The 19,087-nt window shown below is 60.3% G+C and carries 20 protein-coding genes; 8 read left to right on the top strand and 12 right to left on the bottom strand.

Features of this window, described 5'->3' with window-relative positions; translation table 11 throughout:
• Positions 1-61: 61 nt before the first annotated feature.
• On the bottom strand, positions 62-1,564 hold the full coding sequence (locus C8K66_RS04650) for a nucleobase:cation symporter-2 family protein (protein ID WP_108524372.1): 1,503 nt from the start codon (positions 1,562-1,564) through the stop codon (positions 62-64).
• Between the two features lie 158 nt (positions 1,565-1,722).
• Here C8K66_RS04650 and C8K66_RS04645 point away from each other — a divergent pair, with 158 nt between their 5' ends.
• Positions 1,723-2,556, top strand: a complete 834-nt coding sequence (locus C8K66_RS04645) for a hypothetical protein (RefSeq protein ID WP_046384292.1) — start codon at positions 1,723-1,725, stop codon at positions 2,554-2,556.
• Positions 2,557-2,674: 118 nt separating this feature from the next.
• Here the strand turns inward: C8K66_RS04645 and punC are convergent, their stop codons facing one another.
• Positions 2,675-3,859, bottom strand: a complete 1,185-nt coding sequence (punC, locus tag C8K66_RS04640) for a purine nucleoside transporter PunC (RefSeq protein WP_017848869.1) — start codon at positions 3,857-3,859, stop codon at positions 2,675-2,677.
• A 122-nt stretch (positions 3,860-3,981) separates the two neighbouring features.
• On the opposite strand from punC, the gene punR reads away from it, so the two are divergent.
• Positions 3,982-4,896, top strand: a complete 915-nt coding sequence (punR, locus tag C8K66_RS04635) for a DNA-binding transcriptional activator PunR (RefSeq protein WP_108524371.1) — start codon at positions 3,982-3,984, stop codon at positions 4,894-4,896.
• A gap of 118 nt (positions 4,897-5,014) precedes the next feature.
• Here punR and C8K66_RS04630 read toward each other — a convergent pair whose 3' ends face one another.
• A complete protein-coding gene (locus C8K66_RS04630; protein WP_108524370.1) occupies positions 5,015-6,184 on the bottom strand; it encodes an aspartate aminotransferase family protein in 1,170 nt (389 codons plus the stop codon).
• A gap of 103 nt (positions 6,185-6,287) precedes the next feature.
• On the opposite strand from C8K66_RS04630, the gene C8K66_RS04625 reads away from it, so the two are divergent.
• On the top strand, positions 6,288-7,193 hold the full coding sequence (locus tag C8K66_RS04625) for a LysR family transcriptional regulator (protein WP_017848872.1): 906 nt from the start codon (positions 6,288-6,290) through the stop codon (positions 7,191-7,193).
• On the opposite strand, the gene C8K66_RS04620 is transcribed toward C8K66_RS04625, so the two are convergent.
• Entirely contained in the window at positions 7,190-7,813 is a 624-nt protein-coding gene (locus C8K66_RS04620) for an HAD family phosphatase (protein WP_108524369.1), read from the bottom strand. The genes C8K66_RS04625 and C8K66_RS04620 overlap by 4 nt on opposite strands.
• 176 nt (positions 7,814-7,989) lie before the next feature.
• Positions 7,990-9,183: an enoyl-ACP reductase FabV gene (fabV, locus tag C8K66_RS04615; RefSeq protein WP_046384297.1), complete on the bottom strand. Its 1,194-nt coding sequence runs from the start codon at positions 9,181-9,183 to the stop codon at positions 7,990-7,992.
• Between the two features lie 320 nt (positions 9,184-9,503).
• Between fabV and C8K66_RS04610 the strand changes: the two genes are divergently transcribed.
• The 4 genes from C8K66_RS04610 (at position 9,504) to C8K66_RS04595 (ending at position 12,666) form a co-directional block, all read left to right on the top strand.
• Entirely contained in the window at positions 9,504-10,328 is an 825-nt protein-coding gene (locus C8K66_RS04610) for an aspartyl/asparaginyl beta-hydroxylase domain-containing protein (protein ID WP_046384298.1), read from the top strand.
• Between the two features lie 149 nt (positions 10,329-10,477).
• Positions 10,478-11,851, top strand: a complete 1,374-nt coding sequence (gene ppnN / locus C8K66_RS04605) for a nucleotide 5'-monophosphate nucleosidase PpnN (RefSeq protein ID WP_046384299.1) — start codon at positions 10,478-10,480, stop codon at positions 11,849-11,851.
• A gap of 165 nt (positions 11,852-12,016) precedes the next feature.
• Positions 12,017-12,274, top strand: coding sequence for an AbrB/MazE/SpoVT family DNA-binding domain-containing protein (locus C8K66_RS04600; RefSeq protein ID WP_026140263.1), 258 nt, complete (start codon positions 12,017-12,019; stop codon positions 12,272-12,274).
• Positions 12,271-12,666 carry a PIN domain-containing protein gene (locus C8K66_RS04595; RefSeq protein ID WP_057003768.1) on the top strand — a complete coding sequence of 132 codons (396 nt, stop codon included), beginning with the start codon at positions 12,271-12,273 and terminating at the stop codon, positions 12,664-12,666. The genes C8K66_RS04600 and C8K66_RS04595 overlap by 4 nt, the downstream gene beginning before the upstream one ends.
• Before the next feature lie 7 nt (positions 12,667-12,673).
• Here C8K66_RS04595 and C8K66_RS04590 read toward each other — a convergent pair whose 3' ends face one another.
• Both C8K66_RS04590 and C8K66_RS04585 read right to left on the bottom strand, forming a co-directional pair.
• Positions 12,674-13,003: a YXWGXW repeat-containing protein gene (locus C8K66_RS04590; protein WP_046384301.1), complete on the bottom strand. Its 330-nt coding sequence runs from the start codon at positions 13,001-13,003 to the stop codon at positions 12,674-12,676.
• Positions 13,004-13,179: 176 nt separating this feature from the next.
• Positions 13,180-14,076, bottom strand: a complete 897-nt coding sequence (locus C8K66_RS04585) for a LysR family transcriptional regulator (protein ID WP_108524368.1) — start codon at positions 14,074-14,076, stop codon at positions 13,180-13,182.
• 99 nt (positions 14,077-14,175) lie between these two features.
• Here C8K66_RS04585 and C8K66_RS04580 point away from each other — a divergent pair, with 99 nt between their 5' ends.
• Positions 14,176-14,847 carry an NADPH-dependent F420 reductase gene (locus C8K66_RS04580; protein ID WP_046384302.1) on the top strand — a complete coding sequence of 224 codons (672 nt, stop codon included), beginning with the start codon at positions 14,176-14,178 and terminating at the stop codon, positions 14,845-14,847.
• 84 nt (positions 14,848-14,931) lie between these two features.
• Here C8K66_RS04580 and mqo read toward each other — a convergent pair whose 3' ends face one another.
• From mqo to C8K66_RS04560, 5 genes are all read right to left on the bottom strand, one after another.
• A complete protein-coding gene (mqo, locus tag C8K66_RS04575; RefSeq protein WP_046384303.1) occupies positions 14,932-16,578 on the bottom strand; it encodes a malate dehydrogenase (quinone) in 1,647 nt (548 codons plus the stop codon).
• A 506-nt stretch (positions 16,579-17,084) separates the two neighbouring features.
• Positions 17,085-17,306 carry a hypothetical protein gene (locus tag C8K66_RS04570; protein WP_057003769.1) on the bottom strand — a complete coding sequence of 74 codons (222 nt, stop codon included), beginning with the start codon at positions 17,304-17,306 and terminating at the stop codon, positions 17,085-17,087.
• 139 nt (positions 17,307-17,445) lie between these two features.
• Complete coding sequence (locus C8K66_RS04565) at positions 17,446-17,811, bottom strand: DUF6124 family protein (protein ID WP_108524367.1); 366 nt, start codon at positions 17,809-17,811, stop codon at positions 17,446-17,448.
• Positions 17,780-18,013: a hypothetical protein gene (locus tag C8K66_RS30520; protein WP_128192164.1), complete on the bottom strand. Its 234-nt coding sequence runs from the start codon at positions 18,011-18,013 to the stop codon at positions 17,780-17,782. The genes C8K66_RS04565 and C8K66_RS30520 overlap by 32 nt, the downstream gene beginning before the upstream one ends.
• A gap of 336 nt (positions 18,014-18,349) precedes the next feature.
• A complete protein-coding gene (locus C8K66_RS04560) occupies positions 18,350-18,955 on the bottom strand; it encodes a hypothetical protein (protein ID WP_128192163.1) in 606 nt (201 codons plus the stop codon).
• Positions 18,956-19,087 lie beyond the last annotated feature (132 nt).

The raw sequence follows: 19,087 nt of genomic DNA, 5'->3' as shown, positions 1-19,087 counted from the left end.
ATGATGGCGGTGGTTCAGTCAGCGCCTGACCGCCATCGCGAGCAAACCCGCTGCCACCGTTTCAAACCTCGCTGGTCTCGGCCTTCGCGGTTTTTCTCGGCACCTCGGCCACCAGTGGAATCTCCTTGCCTTCGGCATCGAACAGCTTGCCGCCCCTGAAGTAATCGCCTTCGCGCAAGACGGCCACATCCTGGAAACACAGGCTGCGCTCAGTCCCGGCCACAAACACCGACTGCTGGTCCGAATTGCCGGCGGTGAAGTGGTTGAACGCCAGGTTCAGCAAGATCGCCATGATCGCCGACGAACTGATGCCCGAATGGAAAATGGTCGCGAACCAGCTGGGAAAATGATCGTAGAAGCTCGGCGCGGCAATCGGGATCATGCCGAAACCGATGGACGTGGCCACGATGATCAGGTTCATGTTGTTGCGGTAATCCACCTTGGACAGTGTGCGAATACCGCTGGCCGCCACGGTGCCGAACAACACGATTCCGGCACCGCCCAACACCGAGGTCGGCACTGCCGCAATCACCCGCCCCATGAACGGCAGCAGGCCGAGGACGACCAGGAACAACCCGCCCGTCGCGACCACAAAACGACTTTTCACCCCGGTGACCGCCACCAGGCCGACGTTCTGGGCGAACGCGCTCTGGGTAAACGAACCAAAGATCGGCGCGAACAGGCTCGACAGCATGTCGGCACGCAAGCCATTGCCCAGGCGTTTGGAGTCGACTTTGGTGTCGATGATCTCGCCCACGGCCAGGATGTCCGCCGAAGTCTCCACCAGCGTCACCATCACCACAATGCACATGGAAATGATCGCGGCCACATGGAAGGTCGGCATGCCGAAATGGAACGGCGTGGGGAAGCCGAACATCGGCCCCTGGGTCACGCCGGAAAAGTCCGCCATGCCCAGGAACACCGCAATCACGGTGCCGATCACCATCGCCAGCAGGATCGATAACCGCGAGATCGTCGCGCTGCCGATCTTGCTCAGCAACAACACCAGCAACAGGGTCAACGCGGCCAGGCCGACGTTCGCCATGCTGCCGAAATCCGCCGCGCGGCTGTTGCCGCCCATGGCCCAGCGTGCGGCTACCGGCATCAGCGTCAGGCCGATGGTGGTGATCACAATGCCGGTCACCAACGGCGGGAAAAACTGGGTGATCCGCGAGAACACCGGCGTGATCAGCAGCCCGATAAACGACGCAGCCATCACCGCCCCGAGAATCGCCGGCACCCCACCGGCGCCATCACTGCCGACAATCGCCACCATCGTCGCCACGCCGGCAAACGACACGCCCTGCACCAGCGGCAACTGACAACCGAAGAACGGCAGGCCAAGGGTTTGCAACAACGTGGCCAGGCCGCCGGCAAACAGCGACGCGGCGATCAACAGGCCGATATCCGCCGGCGACAACCCGGCCGCCTGGCCGACGATCAACGGTACGGCAACGATGCCGCCGTACATGGTGAGCACATGCTGCAGGCCGTAAGCCATGTTGGCGGCGACGCCGAGATTCTCATCTTCGGGTCGTTGCGATGACGCCTTCGGGATAGTCATGGTGAGGGGTTCTCTGTTTTTGTTGTGGCGCCACTGTATGCAATACCGAGACTAGATGTCCATAGAGTTGTATACAATCATTCGAACAAGATACCCTCCACCGGCGTTACAAAAACAATCCGGCCGTCATGAGCCAGAACGCCATAGGACCTAAAACAATGAAAAAGGCATTACAGGGCGCAACCGTTGCATTGACCCTCCTCGGCGGCGGGGAGGCTGTCGCGCTGGAATGGATGAACAACAGCGTAGGATTTCGCTACGGCCAGCAATTCACCAACCCGAACAACCCCGACGCATTCAGCAAGCGCATCTACAGCGTCACCCACGCCAGTGGCTACCAGTACGGCAGCAACTTTCTGAACCTCGATGTGTTTTTGTCCGACAGCCGCGACCCGCGCAAGGGCACCGACCACGGCGGCAGTGAGGTGTATGCGGTATACCGACACCAGTTGTATGCCTCCCGCGTTTTCGATACGCCGCTGGGCACCGGGTTGATCAAGGACTACGCCCTGACCCTGGGCTTCGATGCCAACCGCAACAACAACTTTGCCTCGGCGAAAAAACGCGCGCTGGTGCTCGGCCCGACCTTGAAGTTCAACACCGTCGGCGTATTGGACCTGAGCCTGATGTATTACAAAGAACGCAATCACAGCGGGATTCCCGGCGCGAAAGAGTCGGACCATACCTTCGACGACACCTACATGCTCAACCTGACGTGGATGCGTCCGTTCGAGATCGGCAGCCACGCGGCCAAGTTCCAGGGGTTTATCAACCATGTCGGCAACAAGGGCGAGGACTTCCACGGCCGCGATACCGCAGCGGAAACGCTGATGCGTAGCGCGCTGATGGTCGCGGTGCGACCCGGCAAGCGCGTAACGCCGAACCTGTACCTCGGAGTGGGCTACGAGTACTGGCATAACAAGTTCGGTGTGGACGGCGGTCGGGGCAGTCGCACGTCGACACCCACGCTGAACATGGAAGTGACGTTCTAGGATTTACCGCTCAAGCCCCTGAAGAAACCGTAATCACGTGTGGGGGTTGGCTTGCCTGCGATCGCATCGGCTCGGTAAACCTGATGCAGCGCAGGCAATCCAGCACCCACCTGTCAGATCAAGCATTCGCCAATTGCGAATCATCGGTTTTCGGCCGCGCCAACCAGTAACCCAGCACCGCCAGCGGCGCGGTCGCCAGCATCACGATCACGGTGATCAGCAGCGGCTGCTCGAGCATCGACGACACCAACAGGCTGCTGAGAAAACACAGGCCCAGTTGCAGGGTGTTTTGCAGCGCCGCTGCCTTGCCGGAATTTTCCGCAAACGGCATCAGCGCATTCGCCACCACGATGGGATAACTGGCGCCGTTGACCAGCGCCATCAGGCAGAACGGGATCAGCAAGGTGGTCAGGGTCGGCACGCTCAAGGTGGCGACCAGGTACAACGCCAGCATGCTGATGCAGTAGGCCACCAGCAGCCAGGGCAACAGCGTCTTGCCCTGGAATCGCTGCAACGCGCTGCGGCAGCTGTAGCCTCCGATCAGGAACGCGAGGGTCGGCAGCACATAACTCAGGCCGATGTCATTCGGGCTGTAGCCCATATCGCCGAGGATGAACGGCGAGGCGGTCAACCAGGCGAAGAAACTGGCGGAGCAGGCAGCAAAGATCATGACGTTGCCGGTGAACACGCGCGAGCCGAGCAGTTGTCCATAACCGAGGCGCGTCGGTTCGCCTTCCTCCGCCAGCCGTTTCGGCGCCGTGCGCAGGAACAGAGTCGGCAGCAGCAACAGCAGCGACACGCCCAGCAACACCGCGAAAATCGCCTGCCAGCCAAAGTGATTCAGCACCATGGCCCCCAACAGCGGCGCCAGGGCCGGCGACAACGACATCAGCGGCATGATGCTGGCGAACACGCGGTGAGCCTTGTCGGCCGGGTAGCGGTCAATCACCAGTGCCTGCCAGCTCACGGCGGCGGAACACACGCCAATCGCCTGGATAAAACGCAGTGCCAGCAGTTGCGTGGCGGTCTCGACCCAGAACATGCCGACGCAACCCAGCACGAACAGGCTCAGGCCCGTGAGCAGGATCGGTTTGCGCCCCAGTCGGTCAGACAACGGCCCCCACAACAACTGCCCCACGGCAAAGCCCGCGAGGAAAATACTCAAGCTGGCGCCCACCGCGCCCGCGCCGATGTGTAATTGCTCGCCCATGGCACCGAACGCCGGCAAGTACATGTCCATGGCGAGATAACCGAGCATGCTCAGCCCCGCCAGGTACCAGGTGAAACCAAAAGAATTTTTCATTGAAGCCTTGTTGAACCTGCCATCAAACTATTTGCTGACTGCTGCCCATTATGAAGCTGGCAGCCTCTCTGTGAAGCGATAATAATTGGATACTTCTATCAATTAATTTGAAGGCAACCGCGATGTGGTCCGAATACTCCCTGGATGTGGTCGATGCCGTCGCACGCCATGGCAGCTTCAGCGCCGCCGCCCAGGAATTGCACCGTGTGCCGTCGGCCATCAGCTACACGGTGCGTCAGTTGGAAGAGTGGCTGGCCGTGCCCTTGTTCGTGCGGCGCCATCGCGACGTCGAGCTCACCGCGGCCGGCCGTCTATTTATAGACGAAGCCCGCGGCGTGATGAAAACCATGCTCGGCACACGGCGCCTGTGCCAGCAAGTGGCCAATGGCTGGAGCGGCCAGTTGAAGGTCGCGGTGGACTCCATCGTCAAACCCCAGCGCTGCCGGCAACTGGTGCTGGATTTCTATCGGCAGTTCCCTGACGTGGAATTGCTGCTGGAGTACGAGGTATACAACGGCGTGTGGGACGCCCTCGCCGATGAGCGCACCGACATCGTGATCGGCGCCACCAGCGCGGTGCCGGTGACGAGTCACTTCACATTTCGCGATATGGGCCTGTTGAACTGGTTGTGCGTGGTCAGCGCGAAACATCCGCTGGCGGCGCAGGATGGTTTGCTCAGTGACGATCAACTGCGCCCGTTCGCGTCCCTGTGCATGACCGATACCTCGCGCAACCTGCCCAAGCGCGATACTTGGACCCTGGATAACCAGCGCCGGCTGGTGGTACCGAACTGGGCCTCGGCCATTGACTGCCTGCGCGACGGCCTGTGCGTCGGCATGGCGCCGGCGCATCAGGTGTTGCCGTGGATCGAACGCGGTGAGCTGGTCGCGCTGCAACTGCACAGGCCGTTCCCGGCCAGCCCGTCATGCGTGGCCTGGGCACAGAACAAACTGTCCCCGGCGATGAGTTGGTTGCTGGACTACCTGGGGGATAGCGAGACGATGAACCAAGAGTGGTTGAATGGGAGTGACCACTGAAGGTCACCGGAATCCCTTGTAGGAGGGGGCTTGCCCCCGATGGCGGTGTGTCAGTTGCAGATTGCTCGACTGATACACCGCCATCGGGGGCAAGCACCCTCCCACAGGGGATCTCATTTCAATCCAGCAAGCGGGTGATGGCCCGCACGATCATCTCGACCTCCTTGGCCTCCAGGGTCAGCGGCGGCAGCAGGCGAATCACCTTGCCCCGCGTCACGTTGATCAACAACCCATGTTCCTCGGCGGCGCGCAGGGCCAGCTCGCGACACGGGTCTGCCAGCTCGATGCCGATCATCAAGCCCTTGCCGCGAATCGCCAGGACCTGCGGGTGCTCATCCAACTCCACCCGTAAGCGGGCCAACAAGCGCTCGCCCTGTTGCGCGGCGTTCTGCAGCAGGCCTTGTTCTTCAATGATCTCCAGCACGGTGCAACCCACCCGGCAGGCCAATGGGTTGCCGCCGAACGTGCTGCCGTGGCTGCCCGGGGTGAACAAGTCGGCCGCCACGTTCCTGGCCAGGCAGGCACCGATGGGCACGCCGTTGCCGAGGCCTTTGGCCAGGGTCATCACGTCCGGCACGATGCCCTCGTGCTGGAAGGCAAACCAGGCGCCGGTGCGGCCGATGCCGGTCTGGATTTCATCGAGCATCATCAGCCAGCCGTGGCGCGTGCAGTGAGCGCGCAGGGCTTTCAGGTAACCCGGCGGCGCCACTTGCACCCCGCTTTCGCCCTGGATCGGTTCCAGCAAGACCGCTGCGATGCGCGTGCCGAACGTCTGCGTGATCGCCTCCAGCGCCGCCAGGTCGCCGAAGCCGACTTTGAGAAAATCCCCCGGCAAGCGCTGGAACCCCAAGCGTACCGAAGGCCCGTCGCTGGCCGCCATGGTGCCCAGCGTGCGGCCGTGGAAGGCGTTTTCCATCACCACCACCAACGGCGCCTCGATGCCTTTTTTCCAGCCGTGCAGCCGCGCCAGTTTTAGCGCGGTCTCGTTGGCTTCGGCGCCGGAGTTGTTGAAAAACGCACGATCGAGGCCCGACAGTTGGGTCAGACGCTGGGCCAAGCGTTGTTGCCAATCGATGCTGTAGAGGTTGGAGGTGTGCAACAGCAGCCCGGCTTGTTCGCTGATGGCTGTCACCAGTTTCGGATGGGAGTGTCCGACGTTGGTCACGGCCACGCCTGCCACGGCGTCCAGGTATTCGCGCCCCTGCTGGTCCCACAGGCGCGTGCCCAGGCCACGCGTAAAGCTCAAGGCCAAGGGTTGGTAAGTGGTCATCAGGCAAGCGGCGGTCATGGTGGCAAGCTCCAGTGCAGGGTTGGGATGGGTCCAGTATCGTTAGCCACCCAAGCTGGATAAACTGTGCTTTTCTGCAATGACTTTAAACCAGGGCTTGATAATGGATCTGTTCCAGGCGATGTCGGTGTATGTGAAAGTGGTCGAGACCGGCAGCATGACCGCCGCGGCCCATGCCAGTGGGATGTCGACCACCATGGTCGGCAACCATTTGCGTGCCCTGGAGCAACGCCTGGGGGTCAGCCTGCTCAAGCGCACCACGCGCAAGCAAAGCCTCACGGAATTCGGCGGGCAGTATTACCAGCGCTGCCTGGAAGTGCTGGGGCTGGTGGCCGACTCCGAGCAATTGGCCGAACAGGCCCACAGCGACGTGCCCAAGGGCACCCTGCGCATCACCGCCCCGCCCGCCTTCGGCACCGAACGCCTGGCGCCGGCCTTGAGCGAATTTTCCCAACGTTACCCGCTGATCAAGCTGTACGTGGTGCTCAGCAATCAACGCATGGACCTGGTCGACAGCGGCTTCGACGTGGCCATCCGCCTGGGCGAGCTGGAACCCTCAAGCCTGATCGCCCGGCCCCTGCAGGACTACACCATCACCCTGTGCGCCGCACCGGATTACCTGGCGCGACGCGGCACGCCGCAAACGCCCGAGGATCTGCAACAACACGACTGCCTGGCCTTCGCCTACCCATCCGGCGACGATTGGCGTAACGCCGACAAACTGTGGCGCATGAGCGACGCGGACGGCGAAGTGGAGATTCCGGTGTCCGGCTCGCTGACCATCAACAGCTCGCAAGCCCTGCGCCAGGCGGCAGTGCAAGGCATGGGCATCGTCATGCTGCCCGATGCCCTGGTGCAGCCCGACCTGCAGAGCGGGAAGCTGGTGGCCTTGCTGACCGCCTATCAACTGCCCCGCCGGCCCATGCATTTGCTGTACGGCCAGGATCGTTACCGCCTGCCTAAACTGCGGGCTTTCGTGGATTTTGCCCTGGAGAAATGGGCGCGCTAAAAGCCCACGCCCAATTCACGCAGACGCTCAGCGGTGCGCTCGGCGCAAACGTGGTGAATGCCTTGCCAGCCCAGCGCGATAGCCGCGTCGATATTGCCCGCGACATCATCGATGAACACCACTTCGGCAGGCTGGATATCCGGCAGATGAGCGCGCACCTGGCCGAGGCTGGCGTGATAGATCGCGGCATCGGGCTTGATCACCTTCAACTCGCCGGAGACCACGATATCGCGAAAACACTGCAGGAACGGGTAGTTGGCCCGCGCATAGGGGAACGTCTCGGCCGACCAATTGGTGAGCCCGAACAGCGGCACGTCGGCCTGATGCAGCGCCTTGAGAATGGCCACGCCCTCGGGCAACGGCCCGCGCAGCATTTCATGCCAGCGGTCGTAGTAGGCCGTGATCAAGGTTTCGTGCTGGGGATATTGCGCGACCAGGCTGCGCGTCGCCTCGGCCAGGGTGCGACCGGCGTCTTGCTCGGTGTTCCAGGCCTGGGTGCAGATGTTGTCGAGGAACCATTGCCGCTCGTCATCATCGGCGATCAGCTGGCGGTACAGGTGCTGCGGGCTCCAATCGAACAGGACACCGCCAAAATCAAAAACGACTGCACGAATCGTCATCAGATCCTCCGTTAGCGTGAGTTGATAGCGGATGGAGTCTGGCAGATCGCGATGGCTTTACACACAACGAATGTGGGAGCGGGCTTGCTCGCGATGGCGGTTTGTCAGTGCCGGAGGTTTCGGCTGACCCACTGCAATCGCGGGCAAGCCCGCTCCCACATGTTTTTCGAGCGTGTTTAGGCTTGGACCAGACCGTTGATCTTCACGGTCGGATTCACATCAGCCTCGTAGTCCACGCCGTCGATCTCAAAGCCGAACAAGCGCAGGAACTCAGCCTTGTAGCCGGCAAAATCGCTGATCTCGTTGACGTTGTCGTCGGTGACCTGATTCCACAGCGCAGCCACGGCGTCCTGGACTTTCGGTTGCAGCTCGGCCAGGTCGGCACGCAGGCGGCCGTCGGCGTCGAGCTTCGGCTCGCGGCCGTACAGGCTGTCCTTGAACAGGCCATAGACCTGCTCGATGCAACCTTCGTGAGTGCCCTGCTCTTTCATCACTTTGAACAGCAACGACAGGTACAGCGGCATGATCGGGATCGCCGAGCTGGCCTGGGTGACCACAGCCTTGAGCACCGACACGCGGGCGTCGCCCTTCAGTGCGGCCAGGTTGTCGCGCAGGGTCAGGACTTTCTTGTCCAGGTCCTTCTTGGCTTCGCCGATGGAGCCGTTCCAGTAGATATCCTGGGTCAGCTTCTCGCCGAGGTAGGTGAACGCCGTGGTCTTGGCGCCTTCAGCCAGCACGTCCGCTTCACGCAGGGCGTCGATCCACAGCTGCCAGTCTTCGCCGCCCATGACTTTCACGGTGCCGTCGATTTCTTCCTGGGTGGCCGGCTCAAGGGTGGTGTCGACGACAACGCCCTTGTCGGTGTTGATCCCGCGCAGGGTCACGGCCTTGCCGATCGGCTTGAGCGTGGAGTTGTGCACCACGCCCTGCGGGTCGGTGCGGCGTGGCGCGGCCAGGCTGTAGACCACCAGGTCGATCTTGCCCAGGTCTTTCTTGATGGTCTCGATGGTCAGGCGCTTGATCTCGTCAGAGAACGCGTCGCCGTTGATGCTCTTGGCGTACAGGCCTTTTTCGACGGCAAACTTCTCGAACGCGGCGCTGTTGTACCAGCCGGCGGAGCTCAGCTTGCCTTCTTCGCCTTCTTTCTCAAAAAACACGCCCAGGGTATCGGCGCCGCAGCCAAACGCAGCACTGATGCGCGCGGCCAGACCGTAACCGGTGGAAGCACCGAGGACCAGCACCTTTTTCGGGCCGCCTTCGATGACGCCGTGTTGGGTGACGTAGTCGATCTGTTCCTTGACGTTCGCTTCACAGCCAACAGGGTGAGCGGTCACACAGATAAAGCCACGAACCCGCGGTTTGATGATCATAAAATTTCTGCCTCTTCCAAGGTGCCGAAGGCCAATGGTGACCATTCAACGTAATCGTACCGGTCTATGACGTCCAAAAAACCGAAGCGTCACGATAGTCGCAAATCTTCTGTTTACAAAATCCAATCCCAAACTCGCCGCGCAAGCCGCGCCGCGGGTTAAAAACTGTGTCAGTTCTTCACAATTTCGCAATATTTAAAACGCCCATCGACCTGAGAACGTCTTATCATGACGAGGTTATTTCAATATGTTTCGCAACCCCACCACTCGCAGCCACGCATCTGGACCTGTCGAATGGAGTCCAGCTGGAGCTGAGTTTCATGAGTAAATCTGCGTTACGCAAAAAAGCCGTGTCGTTCGCCTGGGCATTCGGCGTCCTGCTGATTATCTACCTCTTTCCCCTGACCACCGTGGTGTTCCTCGGCCTCGTGCTGGTCTGCGGTATCTATGATTTCCTGCGTAACGGCCTGTATGACCGCGACACCTTCAAGAAATACTTCATCGGCAGCGGCCGCAATACCTGGCTGCTGGCACCGTTCAACACCCTGTTCGACCTGCTGAGCAGCCGCAACCGCCACGTCTACACGATGCGCGACCTGCCGCCCGCCTGGCGTGAAGACCTGCAACAGGTGATCGACGACGCCATGGCCCACAAGGATGAAATCATCGGCTACCTGGACGAACGCATGGCCGAGAAGAAACGCGGCATGCTGTTTTTCCAATGGTACGGCCGGCCGATCGAAACCACCCTGGACATCCCGGAACTGCGCAAGAAATTGCCGTTCGTGAAGACCATCGGCGTGTCGGTGTTCAACGAAAACCGTTCGACCTCCTTCCACTTCGGCCCCCTGCGCATGATGTTCCGGGTGCTCTATAACATGGCGCCGGCGCCTCACCATGAGGGCGTGTACATCCAGGTGGGCAAACACAAGCATTACTGGCACGACGACCCACTGTTTATCTTCGATGACACGCTGATGCATGCGTCCTTCAACAAGAACGATGCCAAGCGCTACTGCCTGTTCATTGATATCGTGCGGCCGACCGCGTTGCCCGCCGTCCTCAATGCCGTGATCACAGGGTTTGCCGGCCTGGTGTTCACGCTGCGTCGGGTTTTCTACAAAAACTGGAAGCTGATCCAGTAGGTTCTGCGGCATGATGGGGCTGGACAGTATTTGCGTAGCGCCTGCGGGCCAGCGAAAATAGCCGTCTCGTGCGACCGTATCCGGCGCCCATTCTTCTCAAGCCATCGCCCCCATGACGGGCGCGGTGGCTGTGCTTTCAAGGAATCAGAATGCCCCAACGTCAAGTCATCAATGCCTCCGTCAGCCCCAAGGGCAGCCTCGAAACACTCTCCCAGCGTGAAGTCCAGCAACTGAGCGAAGCCGGCTCCGGCAGCATCTATACCCTGTTCCGCCAGTGCGCCCTGGCCATCCTCAACACCGGCGCGCACATCGACAACGCCAAGACCATCCTCGACGCCTATAAAGACTTTGAAGTGCGTATCCACCAGCAGGATCGCGGCGTGCGCCTGGAACTGCTGAACGCCCCGGCCGACGCCTTCGTCGATGGCGAAATGATCGCCAGTACCCGCGAAATGCTGTTCAGCGCCCTGCGCGACATCGTCTACACCGAGAACGAACTGGACAGCCAGCGCATCGACCTGAGCAACTCCCAGGGCATCACCGACTACGTGTTCCACCTGTTGCGCAACGCACGCACGCTGCGCCCGGGTGTCGAGCCGAAGATCGTGGTGTGCTGGGGCGGGCACTCGATCAACACCGAAGAATACAAATACACCAAGAAAGTCGGCCACGAACTGGGCCTGCGCAGCCTCGACGTCTGCACCGGTTGCGGCCCCGGCGTGATGAAAGGGCCGATGAAGGGCGCGACCATTTCCCACGCCAAGCAACGCATCAACGGCGGGCGCTACCTGGGCCTGACCGAGCCGGGCATCATCGCTGCGGAAGCACCGAACCCGATCGTCAATGAGCTGGTGATCCTGCCGGACATCGAGAAGCGCCTGGAAGCCTTCGTGCGCGTCGGCCACGGCATCATCATCTTCCCGGGCGGCGCCGGCACGGCGGAAGAGTTCCTCTACCTGCTGGGCATCCTGATGCACCCGGACAACCGCGGCCTGCCGTTCCCGGTCATCCTCACCGGGCCAAAGCACGCCGCACCGTACCTGCAACAGTTGCACGCATTCGTCGGCGCCACCCTCGGCGAGGCCGCGCAGGCGCACTACCAGATCATCATCGACGATCCAGCCGAAGTGGCCCGCCAGATGACCGCCGGGCTCAAGGCCGTCAAGCAGTTCCGCCGCGAGCGTAACGATGCGTTCCACTTCAACTGGCTGTTGAAGATCGACGAAGGCTTCCAGCGCCCGTTCGACCCGACCCACGAAAACATGGCCAGCCTGCAACTGAACCACGCGCTGCCGCCCCATGAACTGGCAGCCAACCTGCGTCGCGCGTTCTCGGGGATTGTGGCGGGCAACGTCAAGGACAAGGGCATTCGCCTGATCGAGCAGAACGGCCCTTACCAGATCCATGGCGACCCAGCCATCATGAAGCCGCTGGATGAACTGCTGCAGGCGTTCGTCGCCCAGCACCGCATGAAGTTGCCGGGTGGCGCGGCATATGTGCCGTGCTACCGCGTGGTGCAATAAGTCAGCACACATGCTGTAGCGCTTTAACCTTGTGTTCAGGCTTGTCGGCGGGAGACGTCGGGCTATCGTTTTTACGAAGCCCGACTGACCCACACCGAGGAGCGACCTATGGACCAACGGATCTTGTTCTCCCAGGCGCCTTACCCTAATGTAAGGAGCATCACGATGGAGACCTTCAATATGGCGACCGCCACGCTGACTTCAAAAGGACAAATCACCATCCCCGTCCAGGTCAGGACAGCCCTGGGCCTGGAAACGGGAGACCGGGTTGAATTCGTCGAAATGGAAGACGGCAAATTTTCCATTATTGCCGCGAGCAAAACCGTTCACGACCTCAAGGGGCTGATCCGCAAGCCTGCCCAGGCCATTTCCATCGAGGACATGAACCGCGCGATTGCGGCACAGGGAGCGAAAGCCCGATGATCGGCCTGGATACCAATGTGCTGGTGCGCTATGTCACCCAGGATGATCCGGTCCAATCCGCCAAGGCATCCGAGCTGATCGAATCCCTCACCACCCTGTCGCCAGGCTTTGTCAGCCTGGTGTCGGTGGTGGAGTTGGTATGGGTGCTACAAAGTTGCTACCAGTCAGCCAAGAGCGATGTGGTGGCGGTGCTGGAAACGCTGCTGCGAACCCGTGAATTGATCGTCGAGCATGCCGAGATCATCTGGCAGGCGCTCCGGCGGTTTTCGGCGAACAAAGCCGATTTCGCCGACTGTTTGATAGCGCGCTGCGCCCACGCAGCCGGCTGCGAGTACACCGCCACCTTTGACCTCGATGCGGCCAAGGCTGCGGGCATGAAGCGACTGGCCTGAGCGGGGTTCAGCGAACCCAGCCACCATGCTGCCAGTGGTAACCGTCATTTCGTTGCACCCAATGCGGATGCACATAACGGTAGCCCTCGCGCACCGGCTCCCAATGGCCGTGTACCGCCACATAACGCCCGCCTTCCCAACGCCAGTACCCGCGTGACCATACATAACCTTCGCGCACCGCCGGCTCGACTTCGATCACTTGCATCGGCGGCGGTTGTGGCGCGACCACTTCCACATACTCACGTTCTACCGGTCGACGCTCATGCACGACACGCTCTTGCACACACCCGGACGCCGCGACGACCATGGCCGCCAATGCTGCATAACGTAGCAACATACAAACCCCTCGGGCGCTAACGCCCCACACCTGCCTCAGTAAAAAATCCCCCCTTGTTCCAGCCGCGCTCCTGCAAGGCCTGGGTACTTTTTAACAGGTGGTGTCTGTCGGGTTGCTGAACCTGCCGACAGTGCATCCCGAGGAACAGACGGAAGGCCGAGTCGCGATTTGAACGCTCAAGCCGGGCCAAAGCGCTCCAGCACAGCCTCGACAAAACGCCGCAACTTGGCGGTACGCTGGCGGTTGGCGGTGTAGACCAAATGCATGGGCCGGCTCGGCGCGTCAAAGTCCGGCAGCACTCGCACCAACTCGCCCCTGGCCAGGGCCGGGCGCAGAAAATCTTCCGGGCCGAGCACAATGCCAAACCCATCCAGCGCGGCCGACATCAAGGCCCTGCTTTCGTTGATCTGCAAACGGCTGGCAACCTGCACGGTGTGCGGGACCGAGCCCTGGCAGAACACCCATTCGCGATCTGCCGGGCGTGACCAGAAGGCGTAGCCCAGGCATTCATGCTGTTGAAGGTCCGCCGGCCACAGCGGTGTGCCTCGTGCCGCCAGGTAGGCCGGCGCCGCGCAGACCACCAGGCGATACGGCGCCAGGGGCCTGGCGGTCAGCCCCGTGATCGCCGGGGGGCCAATGCGGAAGGCGGCTTCGTAGCCTTCCTCCACCAGGTCGACAAAACGATCGGTGAGGTGCAGGTCGATGTTCACATCGGGGTTGTCACGCAAAAACGCGGTCACCAAGGGCATCAGGCTGTAGGAGCCGAAGGTCACCGGAGCGGTGATTTTCAGCGTGCCGCGTGGGGTGTCATTCATGATCTGCGCCAGGGAATCGGCGGCCTCAGCCTCCGTCAGAATATGCTTGCAACGCTCGTAGTAAGCGCTACCCAACTCCGTCAGGCTTTGTCGGCGCGTGGTGCGATTGAGCAAGCGCGCACCCAGGCGCTGCTCCAGCGCTGTGACATGCTTGGCCACCATCTGCGCCGACATATTCAAACGCTCGGCGGCTCGCGCATACGAGCCCAACTCGGCGGCGACCACAAAGGCATTCATGCTCGAAAGACGGTCCATCATTCCCAACTCCCAGTAACGACACTCACGCCAATACGCTCGTTTATCACCCTGTGATTGTTAATCATCATAACCGCTCCCCTACTTTGCAGGAGCAAGGCCATGAAGATTGGCGTGATTGGAGCAGGTTTCATCGGACGCGCGGTGGCCCAACTGGCGCTGGCGGCCGGTCACGAAGTGATGTTGAGCAACTCCCGCGGCCCGCAGTCCATGAGCAGCGTACTCAGCGGCATCTGGGGCGTTAAAGTGGGCAGCGCGCAAGACGCAGCCAGATTTGGCGACGTGGTCCTCGTGGCGATCCCCCTGGAACATTACCGCAGCGTGCCCGCGCAGTGGCTGGAAGGCAAAACAGTGATGGACGCCAACAATTACTACCCCGAGCGCGACGGGCATATCCCTGAATTGGACCGTTTTGAAACCACCACCAGCCGGCTGCTCGCCGAGCATTTGCCGCATTCCCATGTGGTGAAGGTATTCAACGCAATCTTTGCACCGGACCTGACGCGGGACGCCCGCCCTCACGGCGCACCCGACCGCCGCGCACTGCCGGTGGCGGCGGATGACGCCGCGGCGAAAGCGCAAGTGATCGAGTTACTCGACGAACTCGGTTTCGACGCCGTGGATGCCGGTGGGCTGGATGAAAGCTGGCGGTTCGAGCGGGCCAAACCGGCCTATTGCGTTGTGCTGGACCGAGCCGGCTTGACGGCGGCGCTGGCGGCAGCCGAACGAACGGTTGAACTGCCTGCGGTGGAGCGCACCCACCCCCGCGCATAAATACGCGCCCACAAAAAGCCCGCTGAGCGTCATCGGCTCAGCGGGCTTTTTTTGACCGATCGGCCCCAGTCTCAGGGCCTGGTCTTACAGCGCCAGATCAGACGCCGGTTTGCTCGGCTCAGCCGCAGGCTTGGCAGCCTCGGTGGCCTTGGGAGCGGTCATCTGCGGAATCGCTGGTGGTGGAGTCAGTTGCAGGATACCGGCGGTGTAGGCCCATTCCTTGGCAACAGCCTCAGGACTGTCGTTCAGCTTGGTGCCGTAGCTTGGCACGATCTGATGCAGTTTTTCCTGCCAGGCCGGAGTCGCCACCTTGTCCTTGAACACTTTCTGCAGCACGGTCAGCATGATCGGCGCCGCGGTCGACGCGCCTGGCGATGCACCCAACAGGCCGGCGATGGTGTTGTCGGCGGAGCTGACCACTTCGGTGCCGAGTTTCAGCACGCCGCCCTGCTCTTCGTCACGCTTGATGATCTGCACACGCTGGCCGGCTTGCCACAGGCGCCAGTCGGACTGCTTGGCGTTCGGGAAGTACTCTTGCAGTGCCTTGAAGCGGTCGTCATCCGACAGCATCAGTTGCCCGGCGAGGTACTCGACCAGCGGGTATTCGCGAATACCGACTTTGGTCATCGGCCAGATGTTGTGGGTGGTGGTGCTGGTCAGCAGGTCCAGGTACGAGCCTTCTTTCAGGAACTTGGTCGAGAAGGTCGCGAACGGGCCAAACAGAATCACGCGCTTGCCATCCAGCACGCGGGTGTCCAGGTGCGGCACCGACATCGGCGGCGCGCCCACCGAAGCTTTACCGTAGGCCTTGGCCAGGTGCTGCTCGGCGATGGTTGGGTTATCGGTCACCAGGAACGAACCACCCACCGGGAAGCCCGCGTATTCCTTGGCTTCAGGAATGCCCGACTTTTGCAGCAGGTGCAGGGCACCGCCGCCGGCACCGATGAACACGAACTTGGCGTCGGTTTCGGTCTTGCTGCCATCTTTCAGGTTTTTGTAGCTGACACGCCACGAACCGTCGGCGTTCTTGGTGATGTCCTGCACTTCGCTCGACAGTTTCAGGTCGAACTTAGGCGTGGTTTGCAGGTGAGCGACGAACTGGCGGGTGATCTCGCCGAAGTTCATGTCCGTACCCAGCGGGCTCCAGGTGGCCGCGATTTTCTGGTTCGGGTCACGCCCTTCCATCATCAGCGGAACCCACTTGGCGATCTGCGCCGGGTCTTCGGAATACTGCATGCCAGCGAACAGTGGGCTCGCTTGCAAGGCTTCGTAACGCTTTTTCAGGAACTTGATGTTGTCATCGCCCCACACAAAGCTCATGTGCGGAGTGGAGTTGATGAACGAACGCGGGTTCTTCAGCACGCCCTGCTGGACCTGCCAGGACCAGAACTGGCGGGAGATCTGGAACGCTTCGTTGATTTCGACCGCTTTCGGGATCTCAACGTTGCCGTTCTTGTCTTCCGGGGTGTAGTTCAGCTCGGCGAGGGCCGAGTGACCGGTACCGGCGTTGTTCCAGCCGTTGGAGCTTTCTTCGGCGACGCCGTCGAGGCGCTCGACCATTTCCATCGACCAGCCCGGCTCCAGCTCGTTGAGCCAGACACCCAGGGTCGCACTCATGATGCCGCCGCCGATCAGCAGCACATCGACTTTCTTTGCCTCTTCCGCATGAACGGACGTGATCCCCATCGACAAAGCCAGCCCCAGCAGGGCCGTGTTTACTTTCTTAAACATCAGTAGCACCTATGATAAAACGCCATCCGCCCCACTGCCCCTGAGCCCGGGCAACCCTCGATCACGCGGCGTCAGGCAACGCAGCGCCGGGTTTGCACATTCACTCAAAGACCGCAGGGTGGGCACACAAGGCCGACGTATCGACCTCACTTTTATGTCCCTTCTGCGCTGACTTCTTATCATTATTGGCTTCAGCTACCTGGGCGACAGCCAGCCGCCGGGACGTATACGGGTGTACGTTCCGGAGAAAGACTAGACCAAGATGGCGCGCAGAATATCACGCCAACCGGCGATCATGCGCTGTTTGGCTAATTGACAGCTCTAAAATAGGCGTTTTGGCAAGGCTGATCGGGGTGAGTGTCAAGCCTGACAGACGCGACGTGAAGTCACAGGCATGGCTATTTGATAGCGTGCAGCCTCACGCGCCGGGGCCCCTCATGTGGGAGGGGGCTTGCTCCCGATAGCGGCGGTTCAATCAACACATCCCTGACTGCCCCACTGCCCCATCAGTCATCATGCAACAACCCAGAACCATACTCACCATAACTACTACCCAGCCCACTGCCGCCAAAATTCATCTTGGCGGCCTTGTTGGGGCTGTGGTCACCAAACGCCTGGCATCCCCCTGCAAAACAAGGGTCGCGACTCACGCCCGACGAATCCGACGAACAAGCGCTCAACAGCAACGCGCCGGCGATCATCACGACTTTGACAAGGTTCGAGATCATTTTTTCAGCTCCCTGTGGGTTCGGGGGTTTCCCATAGAGATAATCGTAGGCCTCAACGGCACAGGGAATGATGAAACTTCGCCAGAAGACAGAATGGGTTCAGGTTGCCGCCTTGGGCTAAGGCGGCAGAGGTCGATTGTCAGGCTGTAGCCGGGCTGATGACACGAGCGACTTGGTCATGGGCCCGGTCAACGAGTAGCGCACTCAGGTCGATCAGTTGCTGAATGCCCAAGACAATGGAGCGCTGTGACTCGTCGAGGTTGAAAGCCACGGTAGCGGCCATTTCGCTGGCGGACGCGAGGTTTTCGGAAGCGTTGGCCAGGAGGGTTTCGGTGTCTATGTCGGGGCTGACGAGGAATAGGTTGTGGGTTGGGTGTTCGTCAGGCGCATTGTCGGTGGATTGAGGCAAGTCACGAGCAATGACACGTTGAGCTGTGGCGTGAAGCTTGGTATCGACGGGCGAAGGGTCGCGATCAATAGAGCGACTGGGCGTGTTGCTGTGCATGGGCGAAGCTCCAAATAGTGACGGGAGTTAAAACGCCTTTAGCGATACGGACTTCCACCTCCGGCCGCTGGATTGGCAGCGGCTTGAGGAGGTTAGCGGCGGGAGGTTTGAGGAGCAAGTCGAGAAGAATGCGGGATATTTCACCGATATTCCTGGCATATTCCACACATGGCAACGCCCCGCTCGAAGTGGTGAAGAGCACGGTATACACCTCCCCGACACCTAAGAAACATCCCCGATAAACTACGCCATTCGCCTCGTTGACTCAGATTGCCAATGTCCCTACAGACAGGTCCACTTTCCCGCCGTTTATCTGTCGCGCCGATTATGGATTGGAACTGCTAATCCTGTAGGCCACGTATTCCTTGCCCTACAGAGCCGACCTGAAAGCCGCGTACCACTTTGTACCAACGTTACTTCTTTGATAAAGCAAACAGTGTCCGGTGCTAGCTAACTTCAACGCCAAGCTGGTCGCAATAACTTGGGCTGTAAGCTCCAACAGATGCTTATCGGCCTTGAATAACCGAAAATGCTGCCCTCACTCATTTTGTTCGCTCTCCTCCTTCCTCCACTCCTGTTCTGTGCACCGTATTTTTTTATCGAGCCTTATAGGATTCATAGCCGAGCTGTATTCATATTGGCTCTCGGCATACGCTTCGATGCCGAGTACGACAAGGTCTCGGGTTTCACACAAATATGATTCCGAACCAAACTCTCGAGTGTTCAAATACAACGCGTGATACGAGAGTTGCATTATCAATGTTTTTCTCCAGTGCTTTTTCTCCGGTGTGCTCAGTATTTCGTCGACCGAGTGCAGCAACAGTGAAACGAAAAACTCGTATGCCTCTCGCTGATTGGAGCCGTATTTGAAGTGGCTGTATCGGGGGGCGTACAAAGGGTAGGAGGCACCCGCGTACTCTGGGTTCGCCAAGGCAAGGCTCAAATAGTCTTTGTAAACCCCTTTGGCTGACGTTGTGTTGTTCGCGTCCAGTTGATCGATCGACACTTTCACTGCGAAAGCTGCAAGGGTGACGGTTGACAGGGTGCTCCATACAGCCAGTGAAAAAAGTTTTTTGATGGGAGACAGTTTTTTTTGCACCAGAAAACTGTAAATTCGGGCGCGCATGAAGAAGTTGCTTGGCACGTGGGAGTTCTCGGTTTTTGTGTGAGCTATGAGGTTTGGTGTACGCAATCGTAGTGCCGTGTGATGGGCAAAGGTGCTGTTGGCAGATTGGTCCCAGTAGGTGGACTACGAAGGGCTTCAATTTTTTCGGTA

The organism is Pseudomonas sp. GV105 (genome assembly GCF_003058185.1).
GTDB lineage: Bacteria > Pseudomonadota > Gammaproteobacteria > Pseudomonadales > Pseudomonadaceae > Aquipseudomonas > Aquipseudomonas veronii.
This window is presented reverse-complemented; position numbering and strand designations above follow the sequence as displayed.